21 protein-coding genes are annotated in these 22865 nt (G+C 49.3%); 3 read left to right on the top strand and 18 right to left on the bottom strand.

All coding sequences use genetic code 11. The features are described from left to right. Positions 1-82: 82 nt before the first annotated feature. The 12 genes from BMX58_RS00180 to BMX58_RS00125 form a co-directional block, all read right to left on the bottom strand. Entirely contained in the window at positions 83-1339 is a 1257-nt protein-coding gene (locus BMX58_RS00180; protein WP_068620708.1) for a competence/damage-inducible protein A, read from the bottom strand. Between the two features lie 147 nt (positions 1340-1486). Next, the gene (pgsA, locus tag BMX58_RS00175; protein ID WP_068620710.1) at positions 1487-2065 is read right to left on the bottom strand and encodes a CDP-diacylglycerol--glycerol-3-phosphate 3-phosphatidyltransferase; all 579 of its coding nucleotides are present in this window, start codon (positions 2063-2065) and stop codon (positions 1487-1489) included. A 30-nt stretch (positions 2066-2095) separates the two neighbouring features. After that, complete coding sequence (locus BMX58_RS00170; protein ID WP_068620712.1) at positions 2096-2971, bottom strand: helix-turn-helix domain-containing protein; 876 nt, start codon at positions 2969-2971, stop codon at positions 2096-2098. 86 nt (positions 2972-3057) lie between these two features. After that, the gene (gene ymfI, locus BMX58_RS00165; protein WP_068620714.1) at positions 3058-3783 is read right to left on the bottom strand and encodes an elongation factor P 5-aminopentanone reductase; all 726 of its coding nucleotides are present in this window, start codon (positions 3781-3783) and stop codon (positions 3058-3060) included. Continuing rightward, positions 3780-5081 (bottom strand): EF-P 5-aminopentanol modification-associated protein YfmH, encoded by a 1302-nt coding sequence (gene yfmH, locus BMX58_RS00160; protein ID WP_068620716.1) that lies wholly within the window; start codon positions 5079-5081, stop codon positions 3780-3782. The genes ymfI and yfmH overlap by 4 nt, the downstream gene beginning before the upstream one ends. Continuing rightward, positions 5074-6342, bottom strand: coding sequence for an EF-P 5-aminopentanol modification-associated protein YfmF (gene yfmF / locus BMX58_RS00155; protein WP_068620718.1), 1269 nt, complete (start codon positions 6340-6342; stop codon positions 5074-5076). The genes yfmH and yfmF overlap by 8 nt, the downstream gene beginning before the upstream one ends. A gap of 165 nt (positions 6343-6507) precedes the next feature. Next, positions 6508-7467, bottom strand: a complete 960-nt coding sequence (locus tag BMX58_RS00150; protein ID WP_068620720.1) for an ABC transporter permease — start codon at positions 7465-7467, stop codon at positions 6508-6510. 1 nt (position 7468) lies between these two features. Then, positions 7469-8542 carry an ABC transporter permease gene (locus BMX58_RS00145; protein WP_068620722.1) on the bottom strand — a complete coding sequence of 358 codons (1074 nt, stop codon included), beginning with the start codon at positions 8540-8542 and terminating at the stop codon, positions 7469-7471. Then, positions 8535-10109 (bottom strand): ABC transporter ATP-binding protein, encoded by a 1575-nt coding sequence (locus BMX58_RS00140; protein ID WP_068620724.1) that lies wholly within the window; start codon positions 10107-10109, stop codon positions 8535-8537. Before BMX58_RS00140 ends, BMX58_RS00145 begins: the two co-directional genes overlap by 8 nt. A 273-nt stretch (positions 10110-10382) precedes the next feature. After that, a complete protein-coding gene (locus BMX58_RS00135; protein ID WP_068620788.1) occupies positions 10383-11471 on the bottom strand; it encodes a BMP family lipoprotein in 1089 nt (362 codons plus the stop codon). Positions 11472-11627: 156 nt separating this feature from the next. Beyond that, on the bottom strand, positions 11628-14075 hold the full coding sequence (locus BMX58_RS00130) for a DNA translocase FtsK (RefSeq protein WP_068620726.1): 2448 nt from the start codon (positions 14073-14075) through the stop codon (positions 11628-11630). A 216-nt stretch (positions 14076-14291) separates the two neighbouring features. Then, positions 14292-14588: a DUF1033 family protein gene (locus tag BMX58_RS00125; RefSeq protein ID WP_068620728.1), complete on the bottom strand. Its 297-nt coding sequence runs from the start codon at positions 14586-14588 to the stop codon at positions 14292-14294. 148 nt (positions 14589-14736) lie between these two features. Here BMX58_RS00125 and BMX58_RS00120 point away from each other — a divergent pair, with 148 nt between their 5' ends. Both BMX58_RS00120 and yidC read left to right on the top strand, forming a co-directional pair. After that, a complete protein-coding gene (locus tag BMX58_RS00120) occupies positions 14737-15012 on the top strand; it encodes an acylphosphatase (protein WP_068620730.1) in 276 nt (91 codons plus the stop codon). Positions 15013-15071: 59 nt separating this feature from the next. Continuing rightward, positions 15072-16007, top strand: a complete 936-nt coding sequence (gene yidC / locus BMX58_RS00115; RefSeq protein ID WP_239420493.1) for a membrane protein insertase YidC — start codon at positions 15072-15074, stop codon at positions 16005-16007. A gap of 46 nt (positions 16008-16053) precedes the next feature. Here yidC and BMX58_RS00110 read toward each other — a convergent pair whose 3' ends face one another. From BMX58_RS00110 to gndA, 3 genes are all read right to left on the bottom strand, one after another. Further along, positions 16054-17535 carry a HAMP domain-containing sensor histidine kinase gene (locus tag BMX58_RS00110; RefSeq protein ID WP_162268594.1) on the bottom strand — a complete coding sequence of 494 codons (1482 nt, stop codon included), beginning with the start codon at positions 17533-17535 and terminating at the stop codon, positions 16054-16056. Positions 17536-17557: 22 nt separating this feature from the next. After that, complete coding sequence (locus BMX58_RS00105) at positions 17558-18259, bottom strand: response regulator transcription factor (RefSeq protein ID WP_068560548.1); 702 nt, start codon at positions 18257-18259, stop codon at positions 17558-17560. A 172-nt stretch (positions 18260-18431) separates the two neighbouring features. Further along, positions 18432-19868 carry an NADP-dependent phosphogluconate dehydrogenase gene (gndA, locus tag BMX58_RS00100; RefSeq protein ID WP_068620734.1) on the bottom strand — a complete coding sequence of 479 codons (1437 nt, stop codon included), beginning with the start codon at positions 19866-19868 and terminating at the stop codon, positions 18432-18434. Between the two features lie 184 nt (positions 19869-20052). Here gndA and BMX58_RS00095 point away from each other — a divergent pair, with 184 nt between their 5' ends. After that, the gene (locus BMX58_RS00095; protein ID WP_113649400.1) at positions 20053-20187 is read left to right on the top strand and encodes a DUF4044 domain-containing protein; all 135 of its coding nucleotides are present in this window, start codon (positions 20053-20055) and stop codon (positions 20185-20187) included. Positions 20188-20252: 65 nt separating this feature from the next. On the opposite strand, the gene BMX58_RS00090 is transcribed toward BMX58_RS00095, so the two are convergent. The 3 genes from BMX58_RS00090 to BMX58_RS00080 form a co-directional block, all read right to left on the bottom strand. Then, positions 20253-20687 carry a rhodanese-like domain-containing protein gene (locus BMX58_RS00090; RefSeq protein WP_068620736.1) on the bottom strand — a complete coding sequence of 145 codons (435 nt, stop codon included), beginning with the start codon at positions 20685-20687 and terminating at the stop codon, positions 20253-20255. A gap of 48 nt (positions 20688-20735) precedes the next feature. Further along, positions 20736-21821: a YqgU-like beta propeller domain-containing protein gene (locus BMX58_RS00085; protein WP_068620738.1), complete on the bottom strand. Its 1086-nt coding sequence runs from the start codon at positions 21819-21821 to the stop codon at positions 20736-20738. Positions 21822-21888: 67 nt separating this feature from the next. Beyond that, the gene (locus BMX58_RS00080) at positions 21889-22857 is read right to left on the bottom strand and encodes an ROK family glucokinase (RefSeq protein ID WP_068620740.1); all 969 of its coding nucleotides are present in this window, start codon (positions 22855-22857) and stop codon (positions 21889-21891) included. Positions 22858-22865: the final 8 nt, after the last annotated feature.

The raw sequence follows: 22865 nt of genomic DNA, 5'->3' as shown, positions 1-22865 counted from the left end.
ATTTGCATACATTAACGCCACAACGTAATACTATCCTTTTCTGGATAAAAAAGCAAGAATAAAGTGAACAGATGTTCGTTTTTTATTCCGCGGATCCAGAATCCTGTAAATTCCGCCTGATCATGTCAAATCCCTGCATCACCGCCTGCTCCCTGTTCCCGAGGCGGTCTCTTAAAAAAAGGAATCCTTGAACTGCCGTTGGGCCGTTTTTTCGGCTCAATGCGATCCACACCGTTCCGGCCGGCTTGCCCTCCAGGCGGTCGGGTCCTGCAACACCCGTGAAAGCAATGCCCAAATCAGTGTCGAAAAGTTCCCGTGCCCGTTCCGCCATCGCAACCGCACATTCCGGGCTGACCATTCCGTACGCCTCGAGAATGTGCTCCGGAACGCCCAGGACATGCTGTTTGGCGCCTTCCTGATAAGAAACTATGCCTCCCGCGAAGACTTCGCTTATCCCCGGAACCTTGACCAGCTCCGCTTGAAAAAGCCCGCCGGTCAGACTTTCCGCTGCACTGATGGAGCATTTTTGAGCCAACAGTCTGTTGCCCACCACCTCGGCAAGACTGGACTCGGCCCCATCGCCATAATGATAGTCGCCGACAATCGCCAAAATCTCCGCTTTTTTCTCCTCCAAAAGCTCCCTGCAGATCGCTTCTGTTGCAGCATTTGCAGTGAGTCTCAAGGTCACTTCGTATTTTCCGGCGTACGGAGCTATCGTCGGGTTGGTCTGGTTGCGGATCAGATCGTCAAGCATGGTTGTCAGTGCGGATTCGCCGATTCCGAAAAAGCGGAGTGTCGTTGACGAGATCACTTGCTGATCTTCGTACTTTCCCGAAAGGAACGGCTTCACAAACTGCAGGAACATCTGCTCAAGTTCCCGCGGCGGGCCCGGCAACAACAAATAGCCGATCCCGTTCTTTTCGATGTAGCTACCCAACGCTTGACCGACGGGATTCGCAAAGGCGATTCCGTTCTTGAACACTAAGGCTTGAAGCTCATTATTTTTCGTCATATCCCTTCCCGAGCGTTCGAACCAGCGGCGGATTCGCGCCAAGCCTGCCTCATCCATGACGAGCGCTTCCTCGAGGTGATCCGCCACAGTCTGTTTGGTCAGGTCGTCATGGGTAGGTCCGAGGCCTCCTGTGAAAATCAGCAGATCGCTTCGCGATTCAGCTATTTTGATCACTTCTGTTATTTTCCCCGGATTATCGCCGACAACCGTCTGAAAATAGGAATCGATGCCCAAACCGGTCAACTCCTTGGCAATGAATGCCGCATCCGAATTCACTATTTGTCCCATCAGCAATTCCGTTCCGACTGAAATGATTTCTGCGTTCATCGTTAATCCCTCACATCCATAGTATTCGCTTAAATTTGACAATACCTTCTTCTCGAAAAAAAAAAGAAAAAGAAGGGTACAAAAGAATCACTTTCCTTTTGTTCGGGTTGCATCCTGATGCAACCCAGCCCTCCTTATTTATGAAAACTACATGGATCCCACAAAGACATGTTTATTCTTGACGAAATAATCCGCACCTGAGTAGATGGTGAAAATCAGGCAGAGATACAGCATGATGTCCGCAACCGGGATGCCGGTCGCCTGAAAAGGATAATTGTCCAAGAACAACAGAATGATGGCGACCATTTGCGTAGCCGTTTTGATTTTTCCCGGCCATGCCGCTGCCATGACTTCGCCTTCCTTCACAAGCAGCAGGCGCAATCCGGTAACCGCCAACTCGCGGCTGATGATGATGCTGACGACCCATGATGGAGCCAATCCTTGACCGACAAGCACAATCATGGCTGTGGCGACAAGCATCTTGTCCGCCAATGGATCAGCAAACTTGCCAAAGTTCGTCACCAACGCGTCCCTTCTGGCAATGTATCCATCCAGCCAATCCGTAAAGCTGGCGATGCCAAAAATGACGGCCCCGACCAACTGGTTGACGGCAATCTGTGATTCGGCGATCGCAAGGGTCCCCCAATCGAATGGGACCAAGGTAATGATCATGAACAGCGGAATCATAACGATCCGCAGAACGGTCAATTTATTAGGTAAATTCAACTTTTGCAACTCCTTTGATGTGGCCTCGCCTTATTCGACACTTTTAACGGTAAAGGATAAGGTTTGGGTCTGAATCTCTTGATAGTCGGCTGGCATGGCAACGACTGTGCCGTCCAGCTCGATGGTCGTTGCCGGCATCACGCCGACAATCACTTCAATCTCGCTTGTGTTCAACGGCAGCGCGACCGTCAGCGGATTTTCGCTGGTTACGGTTCCGGAAGGCTCTTGGACGATTCCGTTTACGCTTACGCTGATCCAAGAGCTGCCTCCTGCGACTGCGGATACTTTCAATTCTGATGGCAGCGACAAGCTTGTGACGTCATATTCGGCATAACCGCCGGCAGCCGAAAGCAAAGTGACCTGCGCTGATTGTTCCGTGACAATCGCAGTCCCTGTCTGTTCCACGCTGCTCGAGACCGTTTCTTTTGATGACAACGTTGTCTGACTGATGTTCGAAGCCACTTCGATCTGGACTGCCCCATCATCACCGCTCAAGGTAGCCTTCCATACCGCCAACACGATGGCGACTACCGCAACAGCCAACAGCACAGTCGGCAATTGGCTCTGGACGGACCCGCCATAATTAAAATTCGTCTTTTTTGAAGCTTTTTTTGTTTCGGAGCGACTGGGAGAAAAAGATCCGGACTCCTCCGTCAAGCTGCTCCCATGGATCTCCGGAATCACACTTGCGTGATCCCCCAACAGCCGATCGCCATCCAAACCCACTGTATCCGCGTACTGCTTGATGAAGGCGCGCACATAGAAATTGCCAGGCATAATCTCGAAGTCGCCTTCTTCGATTGCGATCAAGTACCGCTTCTGTATTTTCGTCATTTGCTGCAGATCATCCAAAGTGTACCCTTTGGAAAGTCTAGCACTTTTTAGGATTTCTCCGATTTGAACCATTTCTTCACCTGCCTTCACTTACCGGTCCCGATGTTACCAAAAGCATTATAACATAAAATCCCTGCCCACGAAGTTCCGTAATTGTTTTACCTGAGCCATCCGCCCGAGACGCAGATGGACTGCCCGGTCATGTAGCGGCTGTTTTCTTTCAGCAACTGGACTGCCCAGAAACTGATTTCGTCCGGTTCGCCCATCCTGCCCAGCGGGATTTCCTCAAGAAGCGCCTCTTTTTCGTCGTTATCGAGATGCGCATTCATTTGCGTATCGATTGCGCCGGGACAAACGGCATTGACCGTGATCCCCAGTGAAGCAACTTCCTTGCTGTAGGCTTTCACGAAAGCGATCTGCGCCCCTTTGACGGTACTGTAGAGAACTTCCAGTCCGCTTCCGGCTTCTCCGTAGATGGAACTGATGAAGACGATCCGGCCGTTGCGGGAACGGGCGATTTTATCCTGGAGCGCTTGGATGATCAGGATAGGCATTTTGACGTGCATTTTCCACAAATCGTCCATTTGCCGGGAGGTCATATCCTGAAGCAAACCATATTCCGTTTTGCCGTGCGCAAAGACGATCGCTTGGAGCGAAAATATGCTTTCGGCCAATGCCGAAACGCCCGCTTCGTCGGAAAGATCCAGCCGAAGTGGATAAAATTCCTGTTCAGGATAAGCCGATTGCAGTTCCGACAGCAGCAGCCGGATCTTTTCTTGATTGGAGTGGTAATGCAGATAAAGCGACCATCCTGATCGGGCAAGGCCTCTTGCGATGGAGGCGCCGATGTCACCGGAGGCTCCTGTCACCAAAGCGGCCTTCATTGCCGCTTTGCCCCTTTCTGAAGGATTACGTAGGTGCTCATACTTTGCGCTTTAAGGTATCCCTCGGCGAATTTGCGGATGTCTTCCAGACTCGTTTCTTCGATCAGCCCAACAACTTCAAAAAGTTCGGCTCCGGAAAACAGCAATGCGCTGTAATGGTTTGCGATGTATTCCAGTGAATTGAAGGCCTGCAGTTGCTCCCCAATCATGCTTTTTTTCAGCAGAACGAATTTTTCTTCCGTCAGATTATCATCCGTTTCCCAGTCCAGCAAAATCCGTTTCAGCTTTTCTTCCAAGCTTCTCGGCTCTTCCGTATCCGATTCGATCGCCATAAAGTTGAAAGAGCGATCCAAATTGAAGGAGTAGCCAAAACTGTCATCGATCAGGCCGCTGTCATAGAGTTCGATAAAATGCGTGGAACTCCGGCCGAACAACATTTCCAGCAACAACGAGCCGCAGATCTTGTATTTTTCGGCTTGGTTTCCGGTCACCTCCGTCTCCAGTCCTTTCACACCGAGCATCACTTTCGGCCGTTGCACGTCCATTTCGGTTTCCTTGTAGGGAATGATGTCCTGTACCGGGATCGGCGGCAAAGTGCGTTTGATCGGTTTCACAGGCAGGAACGTCTTTCCGGCCTGATTCCGCTTGATGATGTCCATCATTTCATCAGGAACGAAGTTGCCGATCATCAGCAAGTTCATGTTGGACGGGTGATAGAAGGTGTCATAACAGATTTGGAGCAATTCCGGCGAAATTTCCTGGATGCTGTCCACCGTTCCGGCTATGTCCACCGAAAGCGGATGGTCCGGATAGAGATTACGCAGCAGTCCGTAAAAAAGTTGCCAGCCTGGATTGTCTTCATACATGCGGATTTCCTGGGCGATGATGCCTTTTTCCTTCTCTGTGCCCTCTGGGGTAAAATGCGGATCTTGAACGAAATCAAGCAGACTCTCTGTATTTTCCTTGATATGGTCCGTGGCTGAAAAGAGGTAGCTTGTCCGGGTGAAGGACGTGAAAGCATTCGCTGAGGCGCCGAACTTCGCGAAGTCCTCAAAAGCATCATGCTCTTCCCCTTCAAACAGCTTATGCTCAAGGAAATGCGCAATGCCGTCGGGAATTTTGATTTCCTTATCGTCGTTTATCGGTACGAACTGGTTATCGATCGACCCGAAATTGGTCGTAAAGATGCCGTATGTCTTGGAGTATTTGTTTTTCGGGATCAGCACTACCTGCAAGCCGTTTTCCAATATTTCCGTATAGACTGTCTCGTTAAGTGTTTCATAATGTACTTTATTCATCTGCAGCCTCGCCTTTCAAGAAAAATATCGCCTGTAAACTCATTTTTTCCGCAACGGCAATGATCTGTTCCCTCGTCACCGCATTCAAACCGGCGATCCACTGCTCTTGCGAAAGAGGTTTTTCAATGATCAGGATATCCTGGTATTGCTTCGCCAAACTTCTGCCCTGATAATCATCATTTTGCTTGTAATGGTTGATCAGCATGTTTTTTGTTTGAGCAATCAATTCATCCGGGAAATCCCCCGCTTGCATATCCCGCAGTTGAGCCAAAACGATTTTTTCGACTTGGTCGCGTTTCTCGAATTCGATGCCGGTTCCGACAGTCATGACGCCGCGCAGAAAGTCCAAACCGCTGGAGGCTGTATAGGCCAGGCTCTCTTTCTCGCGGACATTCTGGAACAGTTTCGAATGCGGGAAGCCCCCGAACAAGCCATCGAAAACCAGCCCGGCAAAATAATGCTCATTCATGTAGTAAACAGGTGAAGAGAAACCGAAAAACAACTTGCCCTGATTGATGTCCTGGGATTCGCCTGCGTTGACCGGTTCTGCAGTCTTTTCGCGGAAATAGAACACCTCTTTCGCAGTTTCCCTTCTGCCCGGAAGATCCTGGGCGTCCAAGATCTTCAAAATCCGTTCCGGCGCTACATCGCCCGAAACAAGGATATCCAGCTGGTCCGATCCGATCATCTCTTCATAACATTCATAAAGACTGCCTGCAGAGATTTCCTTCAAGAATCCGGCATCACCTATGCCTTGAAAAGCCTGATCCGTCCCCTCAAAAAGCACGTGGTTCAGCCGCGTGCGCGCATATGCGGATTTGTCTTCGATCAGAGACTCGAAATAGTTGTTCAGATTTTCCTTTTCCCTCTGAAACGTCTTCTCATGGAACTTGCCATCCGCAGCGTTAGGTCTGAAAATGATCTCTTCCAAAAAAGCGAATGCTTCTTCCAGAAGGGTATCGTCCCCCCCGATGAACTTGTCGTTGACGACAGACAGACTCAATGTCACAACATGCTGTTTCCCGAATCGTTGCGACTGCGTATGCAACGTGGCTCCATACAGGCTGGCCATCTTCAGGTCCATCTCATTTTGGCTCGGGTATCGCTTGCTGTTTGTTTCGAGCATATTTTTCACTAATGAACGTTCCGTTGCGGTTTTTCCGCTGAAGTTCGTCCTGAATTTGTACTGGATCAATACGGTTTTGTATTTGTCGGAAGGTTCGATATAGGCTGTGACGCCCTCTTTTAATGTATATTCCATCCATTTCACGTCCTGTAAGCTATTTTGTTTGTCGATAGGGAAAACTATACTCTAGTTCGGGTCATTTTTCAATTAAGCCCTTCCCGAACGACTGTACGGTTCCGTAAAACCCGGCAAAAAGAAAAGGCTGACTCTTATTGAGCCAACCCTTCCCGCTGTCGAAGATTACTTTGATTTGATGTAAGTCGTACCATTGGCGGCCGGACCTCTGGATTTTCCGATGAACCCTACCAATACGATGATAGTGATCACATAAGGCGCAATTTGAAGGTAAACGGAAGGGATATTCTGGATGACCGGGATATAGCTTCCGATGACACCCAAGCTCTGCGCAAAGCCGAAGAAAATTGCAGCGCCCATGACCCCGATCGGATTCCATTTGCCGAAAATCATCGCAGCCATGGCAATGAAACCCTGACCGGCAATGGTTGAACCGGAAAAGTTCAAACTGATCGACTGGGATACGATGGCTCCGCCCACACCGCCCAAAAATCCGGAAATCAGCACGCCGGCATAGCGCATCATGTAGACATTGATCCCCAAAGTGTCAGCGGCTTGAGGGTGCTCCCCGACTGAGCGCAAACGCAACCCAAAAGTCGTCTTGAAGATGATGAAGTAGCAGACAAGTGCCGTTGCGATCGCTGCATAAGCAGGAGCCGAGGTGTTCGTGAAGAAGATTTCACCGATGACCGGGATATCCTTCAATATCGGGAAACTGGTCTTCCCGAAATTCTGCACGATGAAGGCGGTTTGTCCTTTTCCTTCATAGAGGACTTTCGTCAAAAATACCGCCAGCGCCGGGGCAAGCATGTTGATGACCGTTCCGGAGACGATATGGTTCGCCCTTAAATTGATGGTGGCAACCGCATGGAGGATCGAAAAGACGATGCCCACAGCCCCCGCAACCACTAGTGCAAGCCAAGGTGTCAGCTTGCCCCAATTTTCGGCGTAGCTCAGATTGAAGACGATGGCAGTAAATGCGCCCATGACCATTGTGCCTTCCAGCCCAACGTTGACGATACCGCTGCGTTCGGAGAAAGTTCCGCCCAAACCGGTAAAAATGAGTGGTGCCGAATAGATCAGGGCAGAAGATACGATTATCGAAAGAATAGCCAACAGATCCATCTTACGCCACCTCCTTTTTATTGACTTTGGCCAGCTTTTTCACCAACAAGCGGATGATATAGCTCGCGCCGACGAAGAAGATGATGGAGGCGATCACAATATCCACGATTTCCACCGGGACACCGGACATAAGCGGCATGCTTGTTCCCCCGATTTTCAGGGTACTGAACAGAAGTGCAGCAAACAGGATGCCGATCGGGCTGCCGATGCCCAATAAGGCTACCGCCATGCCGTCAAATCCGACGGCGGGCATCGCACCTTGAACAAACATGTTCTGGAAATTACCCAAGCCTTCCATCGCACCGCCCAATCCTGCCAGACCGCCACTGATCAGCATGGCCGAAATGATGTTTTTCTTGGCATTCATCCCTGCATAATCGGCAGCATCCGGATTCAGTCCCACTGAACGGAATTCAAAACCATACGTTGTTTTCTTCATCAGGACCCAAACCACCGCAATCATGATCAGCGCAATGAAGATACCGGCATGCAGCGTTGAATTGCGCGTCAATTCAGACAGAAGCGGCACCCTCAAGCTGGCGTTTGCCGTGATTCTGGGCGTGGAATCCCCTGATTCCGTCAAAACATTCCTTACGATGTGATTATTGATGTATAGGGCTGTGTGGTTCAGCATGATGGTGACGATTACTTCGCTGGTGTTGAAATAAGCCCGCAAGACCCCAGCAATACCCGCCCACAGAGCGCCGGCCGCTATTCCCGCCAAAATGCATAAAGGCAATAACAGCATTTTCGGCAGTTCAGGCAGCATCTGCGCAACGCTTACGGAAGCAAGCCACCCGAATAGGGTTTGACCCGCCACACCGATGTTGAAGAACCCCGCCGTATTGGCTACCGCAAAACCTAACGCGACCAGAATCAGCGGGGTAGCTTCCCGCAGCAATTCACCCACGTAAAACGGAGAGCCGAATGCTCCCCTCAGCATTGCCGAATAACCCGCGAAAGCATCATAACCGAACGACCACATGACGACCGCACCGATCAACAACCCCAAAATGACTGAAAGCAAAGGGACGACGATCCCTTGGATGCGAGTGGTTCCTTGTTGATTACCCATGAATGCCCGCCTCCTCCTCTTTGTTTTTTTCCAATTCCTCCCTGGCCTTTTCCAAAGAAGAGCCGGCCATCAGTAATCCCAGTTCCTGCTCGGAGGTTTCATCCGGCTTGACATAAGCCACTATTTCACCCTCGAACATCACGGCGATGATATCGGACAGATTGAGGATCTCATCCAATTCGAAACTCATCAAAAGGACCGCTTTATCTTTGTCCCTCTGCTCGATCAAGCGTTTATGGATGAATTCGATCGCGCCTACATCCAGCCCTCGGGTTGGTTGGGCAGCAATCAACAAGGAAGGATTCCGATCGACTTCCCTGGCAATGATCGCTTTCTGTTGATTCCCCCCGGATAACGAACCCGCTGTCGACTTCTCGCTTTGTGTCCGAACGTCAAACTCTCTGATCAGTTCGATCGCGTGGTTCTCGATTGCTTTATCGTTCAGGAAGCTGTTTTTGCTGTAGGGTTCCTGATAATAAGTCTGCAAAGCGATATTCTCGTCCAAACGCATCGGAAGGATCAGGCCAAACTTTTGCCGGTCCTCAGGGATATGCCCCAAGCCTGCCTCGGTGATTTTGCGCGGAGCCAAGTTTGTGATGGCTTCTCCGTTCAGCCTGATGGTTCCGCTCTCGGCCTTGCGCAAGCCAGTGATGGCCTGGATCAATTCGCTCTGACCGTTCCCATCGATCCCGGCGATGCCGACGATTTCGCCTGCCCGCACAGTAAGATTCAGGTTACGCACCGCTTCCAGACCGCGGCTTTCCTTGACCGTCAAGCCTTCAATCTCCAAAACAGCCTGCTTCGGCTGCGAAGGTTTTTTGACTGTCCGGAACAGAACGGAGCGCCCCACCATCATATCAGCCAGTTCTTGCTGGGATGTCCGCTTCACGTCGACGGTCCCGATGCTTTTGCCCTTGCGGATAACGGTGCAACGGTCAGCCACGGCTTTGATTTCATCCAATTTATGCGTGATCAGGATGATGGATTTTCCTTCTTTCGTCAATTCCTTCATGATGGACATCAATTCATCGATTTCCTGCGGTGTCAATACCGCTGTCGGTTCGTCAAAAATGAGGATGTCCGCACCGCGGTACAGAGTTTTCAGGATTTCGACCCTTTGCTGCATTCCGACGGTAATGTCTTCGATTTTGGCGGAGGGATTTACCGCCAAACGATATTTATTGGATAGATCCGCAATCACACCAGCGGCCGCTTTTTTGTTCAGGACGCCGAATTTGCTTGGTTCACTGCCCAAGACGATATTTTCTGTAACGGTGAAGTCTTTGACCAGCATAAAATGTTGGTGCACCATCCCGATTCCCAATTTGTCGGCGATACCCGGAGAACTGATTTTGACTTCCTGCCCTTTCACTTTGATCGTCCCGCTGGTCGGTTCCAAAAGACCGGACAGAATGTTCATCAAAGTCGACTTGCCCGCGCCATTTTCCCCCAACAAAGCGTGAATTTCACCCTTTTTCAAATTGAGAAAAATGTCATCATTCGCTTTATAATTGCCGAAAGCTTTTGTCACGCCGAGCATCTCGATGACATAGTTTTCTTCTGTCATGCTGATTCCACCCCTTACTAAAATTGAAAGCATGAATTCCCTCATGCAGCAGTGAGACACGCCTATAAAAAAATAGAATACCGTAAAACACCATTTCACTACCATTATAAAGTATTTCAAAAATCCTAGCCACTTTTGTTTGTCACCCCAACCAAACTTTTGTTTGAACATTTATCCGGAACCAACCCTTCCGGATAAGCCTTGCGGAAAAAGAAAAGCAACTCAATACCCTAATCGGAATCAAGTTGCTTCGCTTTAAAATTTAAATGATGATCAGTTTTCTGGGGATTCAGGAACCGTCAACGTTCCTTCCAAAATTTGTGTCTTCGCTTCCTCGACAGCAGCCAATGCATCAGCGCTCAATTGGCCGTCAGTCAAATCGACGCCTTTTTCAGCCAGCCCGAACGTCAACACTTCTCCTCCCGGGAATTCACCGTTCATTGCCAAGGTTGCGATATCCTTAGCCGCAGTGCCCACACCCTTCAAAGTCGAAGTCAAGGTCAGGTTTCTTTCAGTGCCGTCTTCAAGAGTCAACAAGCCTTCCTCAGTTTGGTCACGGTCAACACCGATGACCCAAATTTCTTTTGAAGGATCCGCTTTTACGATATCTTTCGCTTCGGAGAAGACGCCATTCCCTGAATCTCCAGCAGCTTGGTAGATGACATCGATGCCGCTCGCATACATCGCTGCAGCTTTTGATTTTCCGCCGGCAGCATCGCCGAATGAGCCGACATACTCGACTTTGACATCAACGTCAGGATTGACTGATTGTGCACCAGCTATGAAGCCGGCTTCAAAGCGATCGATGACGACGCTCTCTTGCCCGCCGATGAATCCTAATTGGTTGGTTTTAGTGGTTTTGGCAGCAGCGACACCCGCCAAGAATGCAGCTTCATTGTCCTTGAACGAGACGGAAACCGTATTTTCGCCTTCGATCACGTCATCGATGATGGCGAACATTGTATCCGGGTTCTGGGCTGCCACATCCTGCATCGCGGATTTCAATTTATATCCGATACCAAATACAAGGTCAAAATTACTGTTTACGGCAGTGTTCAAGTTTGTCACAAATTCCGAGTCGGCATTGGATTGGATATAGTCGTATCCATCGATCCCTTTTGCTTTGCCGTTCTCTTCTCCCCATGCGACAAGGCCTTCCCAAGCGCTTTGGTTGAATGATTTGTCATCCACGCCGCCGACGTCGGTAACCATCGCAATAGTGAAGTTATCGTCTGTTCCCTCTGCTGTGCTCGACCCTGTCGCGCTGCTGTCAGCCGTGTCGCCGCTTCCGCCGCATGCCGCCAGGATGGTGCTGACACCTAAACCCAATGCCAATAAACTAACATATTTTTGCTTCTTCACCATGACCCCTCCAATAAACTTCAATTTTATGAACTTGTAAGTACAAGCTTCTTACAAAAAATATCATATCATGTATTCTCTAAAAAATAAATCATATTGATTTTTTTGTAATCGTTTTTTCATTTAATATCCATATATTTGTCGGCAGGCTTTGGGCTATATCTCAGAATCAAAAGGAATATCCGCATTATTTTCATAAATATCCTCATTAATGTTCACTTTCCTTGGCTTGCTTCCGTCAGCCGGCCCCACAATCCCTCTCGCTTCCATCTCGTCGATCAGACGCGCTGCCCGGTTGTAGCCGATCCGGAATCTCCGCTGCAGTTTGGAGATGCTTGCTGTCTCATCCGTTCTGATGAATTCCACAGCTTCGCCAAAGAGTTCGTCCTCCGGTTCTTCGCCAGTATCTGCCACGGTTTCGGTCGGCATCATTTCCTCGACATAGTTCGCTTCTTGCTGATTTTTGACGAAGGTGACAATGTGCTCCACTTCTGCGTCGGAAATGAATGCCCCTTGCACGCGGATCGGTTTGTTTTCACCCATGGGGCGGAAGAGCATGTCGCCTCTGCCCAGCAGCTTCTCCGCTCCTGCGCCGTCGATTATCGTTCTGGAATCGATCGAGCTGGATACGGCAAACGCGATCCGGGAAGGCACATTCGCTTTGATGATGCCCGTGATGACATCCACGCTTGGCCGTTGGGTGGCCAGAATCATGTGGATCCCGGCAGCCCGCGCCATCTGTGCCAGTCTGGTGATCGCGTCTTCGACCTCGTTGCTGGCGACCATCATCAGGTCGGCCAACTCATCCACGATGACCACGATGTACGGCAAAGTAGGATTATTTTCACCGTTCTCCAGGTTGTACTCGACTATCAGGTTGTTGTAGCCGTCGATATTGCGCATGCCGGTTCCGGCAAACAATTCATACCTTCTTTCCATCTCGGCCACGACCTTGTGGAGCGCCTGCGCCGCTTTGCGGGGATTGGTGACAACTGGCGTCAGCAGATGCGGAATGCCGTTATAGACGTTCAGTTCCACCATTTTCGGATCGATCATCATCATCTTCACTTCGTTCGGCTTGGCTTTCATCAGGATGCTTGTGATGATGCCGTTGATGCAGACGGATTTCCCGCTCCCGGTTGCGCCGGCGATCAGCAGATGCGGCATCTTCGTCAGATTTGCGCTTTGGACAACTCCGGAAATGTCCCGGCCCAACGGAACTTCCAGCAGTTTGTCCGTATGCTTCTGTCCCTCCATGACATCCCGGAACGATACGACACTGATGTCGCTGTTCGGCACTTCTATGCCGATGAAGGATTTTCCGGGAATCGGCGCCTCGATCCGGATATCTTTTGCCGCCAAGGCTAAGGCCAAGTCATCATTCAGATTGACGATTTTGCTGACTTTGACTCCGACAGCGGGCTGAACTTCATACTTTGTCACAGCCGGTCCGAGGTTTGCTTTCGTCACCTTGGCCTCCACGCCAAAACTGGCGAACGTTTCTTCCAGCTTCTTGACATTTTTTTCGATCGTCGCATATTCATTCGATTGATCGATTGGTTTGATTTCGTTCAGCAAGGTGACCGGCGGCAGGCGGTAATCCCGGTTCTCCTGCTCAGCGGTGATTTCGAACTCCAGCTCGCCGTTAGTATCTTCGTCACCGGCGGCAGGTTCGGTTCTTGCCTGTTCCGGCACTTCCCCGTTCGTTCTCTTTTCGACGTCAGCAGCTTTGTGCTCGGCCGCCTTTTCCAGTTGCTTCTGGAAACTGTCGATTTTCAGCTGCACGGGTTCCCGTTCTTTTTCGCTGGAAATCTTATTTGTTGAAGCCTTCACAGCCTCTGCCTCTTCCTTCATCAATTTATCCGCTGCCGATTCGCTCCGGATCTGATTTTTGGCTTTCTCGACCAGAGAGGGTTTCTTGTCGGCCGGCAGGCGATCGGATTTGGTGGGTTTCTTCACTGTTTTCGACTCAATGATCGAACTCGCCACCTTGTCTTTCGTGAAAAGCACTGCGCGTTTGCTGTTGTGTCCGAAAAGCAAAGCAGCTTTGCGCACGACTTCCATGACGTCATGCGTCGTAAACCCGAACAGTATCGCCAAGCCAAAAAACGCCAGCAGGCCGATCATGATGTAGGTTCCCCATTGTGAAACCAAAAAATGGGTCGCTGTGTAAAAGGCTGCCCCGATCAGACCCCCACCCATTTCTGAAGCTGTGTCCGCTTGCCTGACATCGACCAAAAAACGGGCCAGTGTGACGGAAATGACCGACGCGCCCTCAGTGAGGACGTCTTCGAATGCTTGCGCGTGAAGATAGAGCAATGCCGCCGAATACAACAGAAAACCGCTGATCAGCCAATTTTTTCTAACTTTGGGCTCCTTCCCTCTTAAGATCAGATACAGCCCGTAAGCACCAAACAGGGCCAGACTGAGCGGATAGGTTTCGCCGACGAAAAAACGGAAAAAATTCGCCAAAGCTGTGCCGGCAAAGCCAAGCTGTCCGATTCCCAGAGCGGAACTGAACAGAAACAGCACGCCGATCAGCTCATAGGATATCTTTTGTCCGGTCGCCTTCTTTTTCTTTCTTGCAGTTGTTCGTTTCGCCAAACAGGCCAGCTCCTTTTCCCTTCATTTATTCAAAACCATTACGCAATCTTGTGGCGGCAATGGTTGATCGATTATTGGATTCATTCCCCGTATCGGTTCATTATACTACAAAACGAAGTCTTTATGAGGCTAATTTTTCCCGATAGGATCCACGGACAAAAAAAGCTTCAGTCCCCCGCTTTTGCGTGATGCTGAAACTTTCTCGATATTGGGCGATCATTCCTGGCGGAGTTTTTTTCTGTCCTGCAGCAACATCAGGCCATGATACAGTTGGACATCATCATCGCAATTTTCACAAAAGCGGATTTCTCGATCTGACCAGTAAGCGGTCAGATAGGCTCCTTTCGTTTTTTGGAATGGATAAGCAGCCGATAAAAGTTCCGCAGCCCGCTCATAGGCAGCGACTGCCTCTTCGAAATCGGCGTAGTCTGTTGATTCCACGATGAAATCCGTCCAATCTTCAAAAAACCACCATGGCTCATATTCGCCGTCGGTCCGTATCACTTGGTACATTCCATCACCTCATTGTTGCAAAAAGTATAGCACAGCGCCGCAAAAATTTCCCGCACGAAGTATCGGGATTGACCCGAAATGAGGAAGGCTGTAAACTGGATGAAAAGGCTGCATTCCCATATCATCGAAGAAGCTGGAGGTAATCTAAATGAAGAAAATCAGGATGACAGTGAGCGGTCGGGTCCAGGGCGTGGGATTCCGTTATATGACAAAAATGGTGGCTGACCAAATAGGCATTGCCGGTATCGTAAGGAATGAAGATGACGGCAGTGTTTATATCGAAGCCGTCGGTCCCAGCGATAAAATCGACGCTTTTATTGCGGCAGTCAAGCGCAGTCCTTCTCCTAGCGGAAAAGTCGATGCCTGCAGACTCGAAGAGGACGCCGACATTGAGAATTACATAAGTTTTCGCGTAACCAATTGAATATATTTTTCCCTTCATGTATAGTAGTAATGTTATCGAAAAATTGTAAAGGAACGTGAATGATGAAACTCAAGAAGAAGTTATTGCTTTCCGCGGAAATGATGTCCTTGCTGTTCGTTCTGACAGGATGCATGCAATATGATGAGAATAAAAATCCAACTGGCTTCATATACGACTATTTGGTGGTACCTACAGGCAAGTTGATCGTTATGCTGGCAGAGATGCTCAGCGGAAATTACGGGCTGGCCATCATCGTCATCACAATCGTCGTCCGTTTGGCCATCATGCCCTTGAACTTTAGCCAAATCAAAAAAACGATGGTACAGCAAGAGAAAATGAAATACATCAAACCAGAACTGGAAGATATCCAATACCGTCAGAAAAATGCACAGACGCCTGAAGAAAAAGCGGCAGTTTCCCAAGAAATGATGGCTTTGTACAAAGAAAACAACATCAGCATGACAGGCGGCGTCGGCTGTTTGCCGATTCTGATCCAGATGCCGATTTTCACCGCGATGTATCAGGCCGTCAACCTGACTCCGCAAATCGCCCAGAGCACCTTCCTTGGGATCAACCTCGGGGAGAGCAGTCCTTTGTTGGCAATTCTAGCCGGTGTGGCTTATGTGATCCAAGGCTGGGTTTCCACAATCGGCATGCCGGAAGAAACCAAATCGCAGATGAAGTCGATGATGCTGATGAATCCGATCATGATCCTGATGTTCTCTTGGTCTTCGCCAGCCGGTTTGGCGCTGTACTGGTTGGCAGGCGGTATTTTCGCCGCAGCCCAGACAGCACTCCAAAACCACATGATCAAACCGAAGATTCAAAAGCAAGTTGAAGAAGAAATGAAGGATCGCCCGCTCAGGAAGAACGTAAAAATGGCGAAGCCGGCTTCCCCTTCGGCACCTGCTCAAGCAGCAAAAGCTTTGTCCGCCGCAAATCAGGCAACGGACAGGAAAAAAGGCCGCAATGCCGGCAAGCAACCAAAACATTAATCCAAAAAAGGAGACAACTCACATGTGATGAGCTGTCTCCTTTTTTCTACAATTCTTCATCAGGTGTATAGTTCTTCAGAATCGGCAGCTGGATGCGGAATACCGATCCATGCCCCAGTACGCTTTCTACGGTGATGTCGCCTTTATATCCTTCCAACAACTCTTTCGCGATCGACAGGCCCAATCCGTTTCCGCCTTTGTTCCGCGATCTGGCTTTATCGACGCGATAGAAGCGCGCAAAAATCTTCTGTTGGTCTTCCTGTGACATCCCCTCCCCAAAATCTTGGATGGCAATCTGGACATAGGACATGGATTCGGAAATCGACAAGTGAATTTCTTTCCTGTCGGTCGAATATTTGACGGCATTGTCCATCAATATCACAAGTATTTGTTCGAAATGGTTGCGGTAGATGTTAACGTAGATTTCGCGGTTCAGGTCGTCATCCAGATTGAATACGAAATCCGGATACAGCATCTTGAAGTTGTGGAATGTATGCAGAACGACATTCCGGATCGGGGTCACTTCATTTTTGTAGTGGATTTCGACCTGTTCTGCCCGGGATAGGTCCAGCATCTCCTGAACCAAAGTCTTCATTCTTTGGATTTCGGTCAAGGATGCCGCAAGCGATTCATCGAGTATCTGCGGATCTTCCTTGCCCCACCGGTTCAGCAACTTGAGATGCCCCTCCACGATCGCCGTCGGTGTCCGAAGCTCATGCGAGACATCCTCGACGAACTGTTTCTGTTGGGTGACATAAAGCGCCATCTTGTCCAGCAAGCCATTGATGTGTACGGACAAGTCGGTGAATTCGTCCTTGCTTTTCGAGATTTTGATCCGTGTTTCCGATAATGTGTCCTCTTCGATCGCGTCCATGGTGTCGACCATCTGTTTGATCGGCCTGAAGAAATAGACGGCGATGCCATAGCCGGCCGCCGCTGCCAGGAGCAGCACGACAGCCGTTACGTACCAGAAATATTGCGTCATCTGTGAGATGACTTTATGATAATCATTCAGGCGAAAAACAATCTGCACATACCCCAACAGATAGGAGTCCTCTTGGCTGAGGATCGGGCTGCCGGCTACAAACGCTTCGAGATCGTTCAGTTTTGTCTCGCGCAAATAAGTATCGGGATTTTTGATGAACGTCGTGTAACTCTTCTGTGTTTCATAGAGCAACTGGCCATCCGTATCGAAGACGCGGATGTTTGCGCCCCGGTTCTTGAGATCCTCCAAAAAAGGATAATTGCCGACAGACTGAAGGCCTTTCGTCACGGTGGAAACAGAAATCTTCTCGAACATGCTTTCGACACTGTTGACCGACAGTTTCGTATCGATTTCCGCCAGCGCAGATTGGACCGATTGCAGCAGGCTCTCGGCTTCTTCTTTTTGCTGAGCGTATTGATAGCTCTTGTAGACGTTCAGCATCAGCAAGGCGGACAGAAAGTACAGCAGAAAGAAAGCTATACTTAAAAGAAAACCCCATTTCCACCTGATGGACTTGGGATTTCCTCTTTTTTTGGTTGGCATATAATTGATCCTGCGCATAGTCTTATGAACGCATAACGTATCCGGTGCCACGGACCGTTTGGATATAGCTCTCTTGGCCGGCTACATCGATTTTATTGCGCAGATAACGGATGTATACGTCCACGACATTCGTTTCCACTTCCGTCTTATAGCCCCACACTTTATTCAGCAACACATCCCTCGACAGGACAACGTTGATGTTTTCCATCAGAATCAATAATAATTCATACTCGCGTTTGGTCAACTCGATGTGCTCGTCTCCACGGCGTACGACACGGTTCTCTTTTTCGATCGTCAAATCGCGGTAAGTCACTGTTGTTTGTTTTACTTTGCGTTGCTCTTCTTCGATATCGATACGGCGCAACAAAGCGCGCACCCTCGCCAACAGCTCTTCGATGGCGAATGGCTTCACGATATAATCGTCCGCTCCGTGGTCCAGGCCGGATACCCGGTCGATGACGGAATCGCGGGCGGTCATGATGATGATCGGCGTGTCTTTGACGGGGCGCAGGCGACGGCAAACTTCGATGCCGTTCAATTCCGGCAACATGAGATCCAGCAGGATAACATCCCAGTCCTGATTCATGGCGGCTTCCAGACCGGCTCTGCCGTTGTAGCAAATTTCGGTTTCATAGCCTTCATGCTTCAATTCCAACTCGATGAAGCGCGCCAGATTTTTTTCATCTTCGATAATCAATATTCTTTGTTTGTCTCTATTTTCCATAGAATTCTCCCCTAATGTCTCATTTGAATAATAACAACATGCCATTGCAATTTCATTTTATTTTAACATACTGCCGGGAAATTATCCTGATTAAATGATCATAATAGTAAAATATCATCCGAAGCAGAGCTTCGGATGACGTAAGTTTAGGCCGGAACGGCGCTGTATCCCTTTAGTCCTGCGGAACTTCCACTTCTTTGTCCCACTCGAAGTGATAAGAACCGGCTTTGTCGGTGCGTTCATATGTATGCGCTCCGAAATAGTCACGCTGCGCTTGAATGATGTTCGCAGGCAAGACCGCTGAGCGATAAGAGTCGAAATAAGCGACAGCTGAAGAGAATGTAGGTACAGGCACACCCGCAACAACGGCTGTGGCAACCACTTCACGTACAGCTCCTTGATAGTCATTCGTGATGTTCACGAAGTAGTCATCCAACAGCAAGTTCTGCAAGCCTGGATTCTTTTCATAAGCATCTGTGATGTTTTGCAGGAATTGCGCACGGATGATGCAGCCGGCGCGCCAAATTTTGGCGATTTCGCCGTAATTCAGATCCCAATCATTTTCTTCGCTGGCGACACGCATTTGGGCAAACCCTTGGGCATAGCTCATGATTTTGCTGAAGTAAAGCGCTTTGCGGATGCTTTCGACGAAGGCTTTTTTATCCAAACCGCTGATGTCTTTCGCTGCAGGTGCAGGCAGAATTTCGCTGGCTGCGACACGCTCAGTCTTCAAAGCGGAAATGTAACGCGCGAAAACGGATTCCGTGATCAGCGGCAACGGAACGCCCAAGTCCAAGGCGCTTTGGGAAGTCCATTTCCCGGTCCCTTTATTGCCGGCGCGGTCAAGGATGATCTCTACCATCGGTTTGCCTGTTTCAGGATCGTATTTGGTCAGGATGTCGGCAGTGATGTCAATCAGGAAGCTGTCCAACTCGCCTTTGTTCCATTCGATGAAGACCGCAGCGATCTCTTCCACTGACATGCCAAGATATTTGTGCATGATATCGTAGGCTTCCGCAATCAATTGCATGTCGCCGTATTCGATCCCGTTGTGGACCATCTTGACGTAATGACCGGCGCCATCCTTGCCGATGTAGGCTACGCATGGTTCGCCATCCGGAGCTTTGGCAGAAATCTGTTCCAAAATCGGCGCGACCAACTCATAGGCTTCCTTCTGGCCGCCCGGCATGATGGAAGGTCCTTTCAAGGCGCCTTCTTCCCCACCGGAAACACCAGTCCCGATGAAGTTGATGCCTGAGTTTTCCAACTCTTTGCTGCGGCGGATGGTGTCTTTGTAGAAAGTATTCCCGCCGTCGATCAGGATATCGCCTTCATCCAAATGAGGCAACAAGGATTGGATCGTCTTGTCGGTCGCTTCACCGGCTTTGACCATCATCATGATTCTTCTAGGTTTTTCCAAAGAATCAACAAACTCCTCGATTGTATAAGTCGGCACCAATTTTTTGTCCGGATTTTCGGCGATCACTTGCTCTGTCTTCGAGCCGGAACGGTTGAAGACGGATACAGAATAACCTCTGCTCTCAATGTTCAACGCTAAATTTTTGCCCATTACGGCCATCCCGACAACGCCAATTTGTTGTTTTGACATAAATAAATACTCCCTTCATGATTAACACATCATTTTATAATCTTAATCCTAACAAAAATTCGCCAAAATGGAAAGCAAACAATTAAAAATATTGACTTTCTTTTCTTTCCGCTGATTCATCAACATTTACATTTGTATTTTGTTGTTGTAAACTATGCCATGTAAAAAACAAAAGGTGGGAATAATGTTGGCAAAGAAAACTGGCGCTACCTCTTCAAAATTCACTAAATTCAGCAAATTCATCATTTGGATCATGCTTCTGGCCATGGTCGGCGGATCGATCGTCTCTGTCCTGTACTCTTTGTTCATTAATATGTAACAAGCAAAATTCAAAAAGGTTCCCGGAATCCATAAACTGATTCCGGGAACCTTTTTTTGCAAGGCTCAGATATTCTTCTTGACTTTGCCGTCCCAGCCGGCATAGCCGCCTTTGAGGATAAAAATATCTTTGTAGCCGTTCTTTTTCAGGATAGCTGCGCAACGTCCGCTCAACAAAGAATTTTGATCATACAAATAAATCGGCTGATCTTTGCGGATTTCTGGATAGCGTTGCTTGAAAGCCGAATAAGCGATATTTCTTGCCCCCAATATGTGGCCCGCATCGAACTCCGTTTTTTCGCGGACATCGATCAATTGCGCCTTGCGCAGATCTTTTCTGAATTCCTCTGCAGTCAGCGTGGTCGCTGCATTCTTTCGCTGGAAATAAAAATAAGCCTGATAAATGGCATATCCGATGATGAATATCCATAATGCGATATTAAAAATATCTAGTCCTGTCAAATTCAAATAAATCCATCCTTTCCATACTCTTGCTCTCATATTTTACACTTACAGCAACTGCATTGCTACAGTTTTGGGATCTTTTTTCTATTCCGCCAAGCGCACCCAGGCATCCTGTTCCGAATCGTAAAGCTGTTCGTATCGCTCTCCGTAGAGAACGTAGGCTCCATCCGGCGAAGCAGCAATAGGGGCCAACCGATCCACTTCAGCCAATACTTCAGACGCGTTGCCGGAAAAATCGACCCTTACTAGTTCATAGACGACTCCCGCAGCCAGGTTGTCGGCGTATCCCGGAATGACGGCAAACGTTTCATTCGAGTCCTTCGCTCGCGCAAATTCAGGAATGCTGCTGCCGTTTCCTTCTTCCGTGCGCGATACGACGATAAAGCCTTCGGAGATCAGCAGCGGGTAGTAAGAAATGATGAATAATTCATTCTCGTCGAAGTCAGAAGGAGTCACCACCAAAACGGTTTCGCCTTTGATGCTGAAAGCGAGGATCTCCTCCTCTACCACGGTATCTTTGCCGGGAAAACGAATATCGCTCAAGAGCAATGAGTCAATGCCATCGGTTCCGGTTTGCTGGTGAAGGTACATGTTTTCCGAATACCAACACGGCAGCGTTTCCGCGCCTACCATTTCCTTCCATTCCGCATTCACCAAATCCCAAAGGTAACTGACCTTATCCCCGCTGGTTTTTTGGACAGAAAGGAACAGCAGCCCTTCGTTTGTCCGATTCCAGGAAACTGCCTTCACCTCGCTGTCCGGAAGCATGCCCTCGGATAGCGGGTTCCCCAATCGATCGATGACCATTACCTTGTTTCCTTGCGGGCTTGCAGTCTGTACGATGATTCTGCGTCCATCCGGCGAGAGCGCAGCAAAAACCAGCCGCTCCGAAAAAATCCGGATCGGCTGCTCTTCACCCGTTTGCAGATTATGGCTGTATAGGCCGTACACCCCGTCCGACTTCAACGCGACCAACAGCGTCCCCTCATCCAACCAATCCACAGCGTACAGGAATTTTCCCTTGGAAAGCGGCACAATGGTTGTGCCGGCGGTTGTCTTCGGCTCGCTGCTTTGCGGTTGGGTCGGATAGGTCAGTCGTTGCGCACAGGCCATCAGCAGCAAAACACTCATCAGTGAGAAAATGAAGAATGAAACGCCTCTTTTGCGCATAGTCAGCCTCCGTCCTGTCGCAGCTCATTCCATAAAAAGATACTCAGGCAGAATTGCCTGAAGGGAATTATTTTCCGGTTTCAGTCAGCGCCAAGTAAGCGGCTCCCACTATCCCCGCGTCATTGCCAAGTGCAGCCAACTTGATGTGCGTTGTCTTCTTGACGTTCGGGAATGAAAAATCGGCGAAGTAAGTCCTTACTTGATCCAAGAGGTACTCTCCGGCAGCGGAAACGCCGCCGCCGATGACAATATAGGCCGGATTCAAGAGATTGCCGATATGGCTGCAGGCCAGACCCAAATAATAGGCAAACTTGTCTACCACAAGCACTGCCAACTCATCATCCTGTTTCGCTAAATCAAAAATCATTTTGGATGTGATTTCTTGGCCATCATCGATGATGAATTTGAGTTGGGAATTGCCGGCGTATTCTTCGGCATGTTTGCGGGCCAATTTGACGACGCCCGTCGCGCTTGCGACAGTCTCCAAGCAGCCTTTTTTGCCGCACGTGCACTCAAACCCGCCTGGATCAACGGTCATATGTCCGATTTCGCCGCCGGAACCGGCAGTCCCATGAATCAAGTTGCCTTCCGCGATAATCCCTCCTCCGACACCTGTGCCGAGTGTCACAAATACGACATCGCGGTCATCCGCTCCGGCACCTCGCCATTTTTCCCCGAGCGCGGCAACGTTTGCATCATTGTCGATATAAATAGGGACGCCGATTTCCCGTTCGATCGCTTCCCTCACAGGTTGGGCCGTTTTCCAATTCAGGTTGAAGGCGCCTTCCACCGTGCCTTCTTCGCGATTCACCGCACCAGGCGATCCCATTCCGATTCCTTGAAAGTCCCCGGAAGACATCTGATAGAGATCCAGATGATGTTTGATCGAAGCGATGATGTCCGGAACAATATGGCAGCCTTCATCGTTTATGTTCGTTGGGATGCTCCATTTCTGCTGGATGTCGCCTTCTGCTGTCAAGATAGCTAATTTCACTGAAGTGCCGCCTAGATCGATACCGATAAATTTTTTATACACGTCATTTC

Origin of the sequence: Trichococcus ilyis (genome assembly GCF_900109135.1) — a bacterium.
GTDB lineage: Bacteria > Bacillota > Bacilli > Lactobacillales > Aerococcaceae > Trichococcus > Trichococcus ilyis.
Note: the sequence above shows the minus strand (reverse complement) of the source record. Positions and strands in the feature narration are given on the sequence as shown.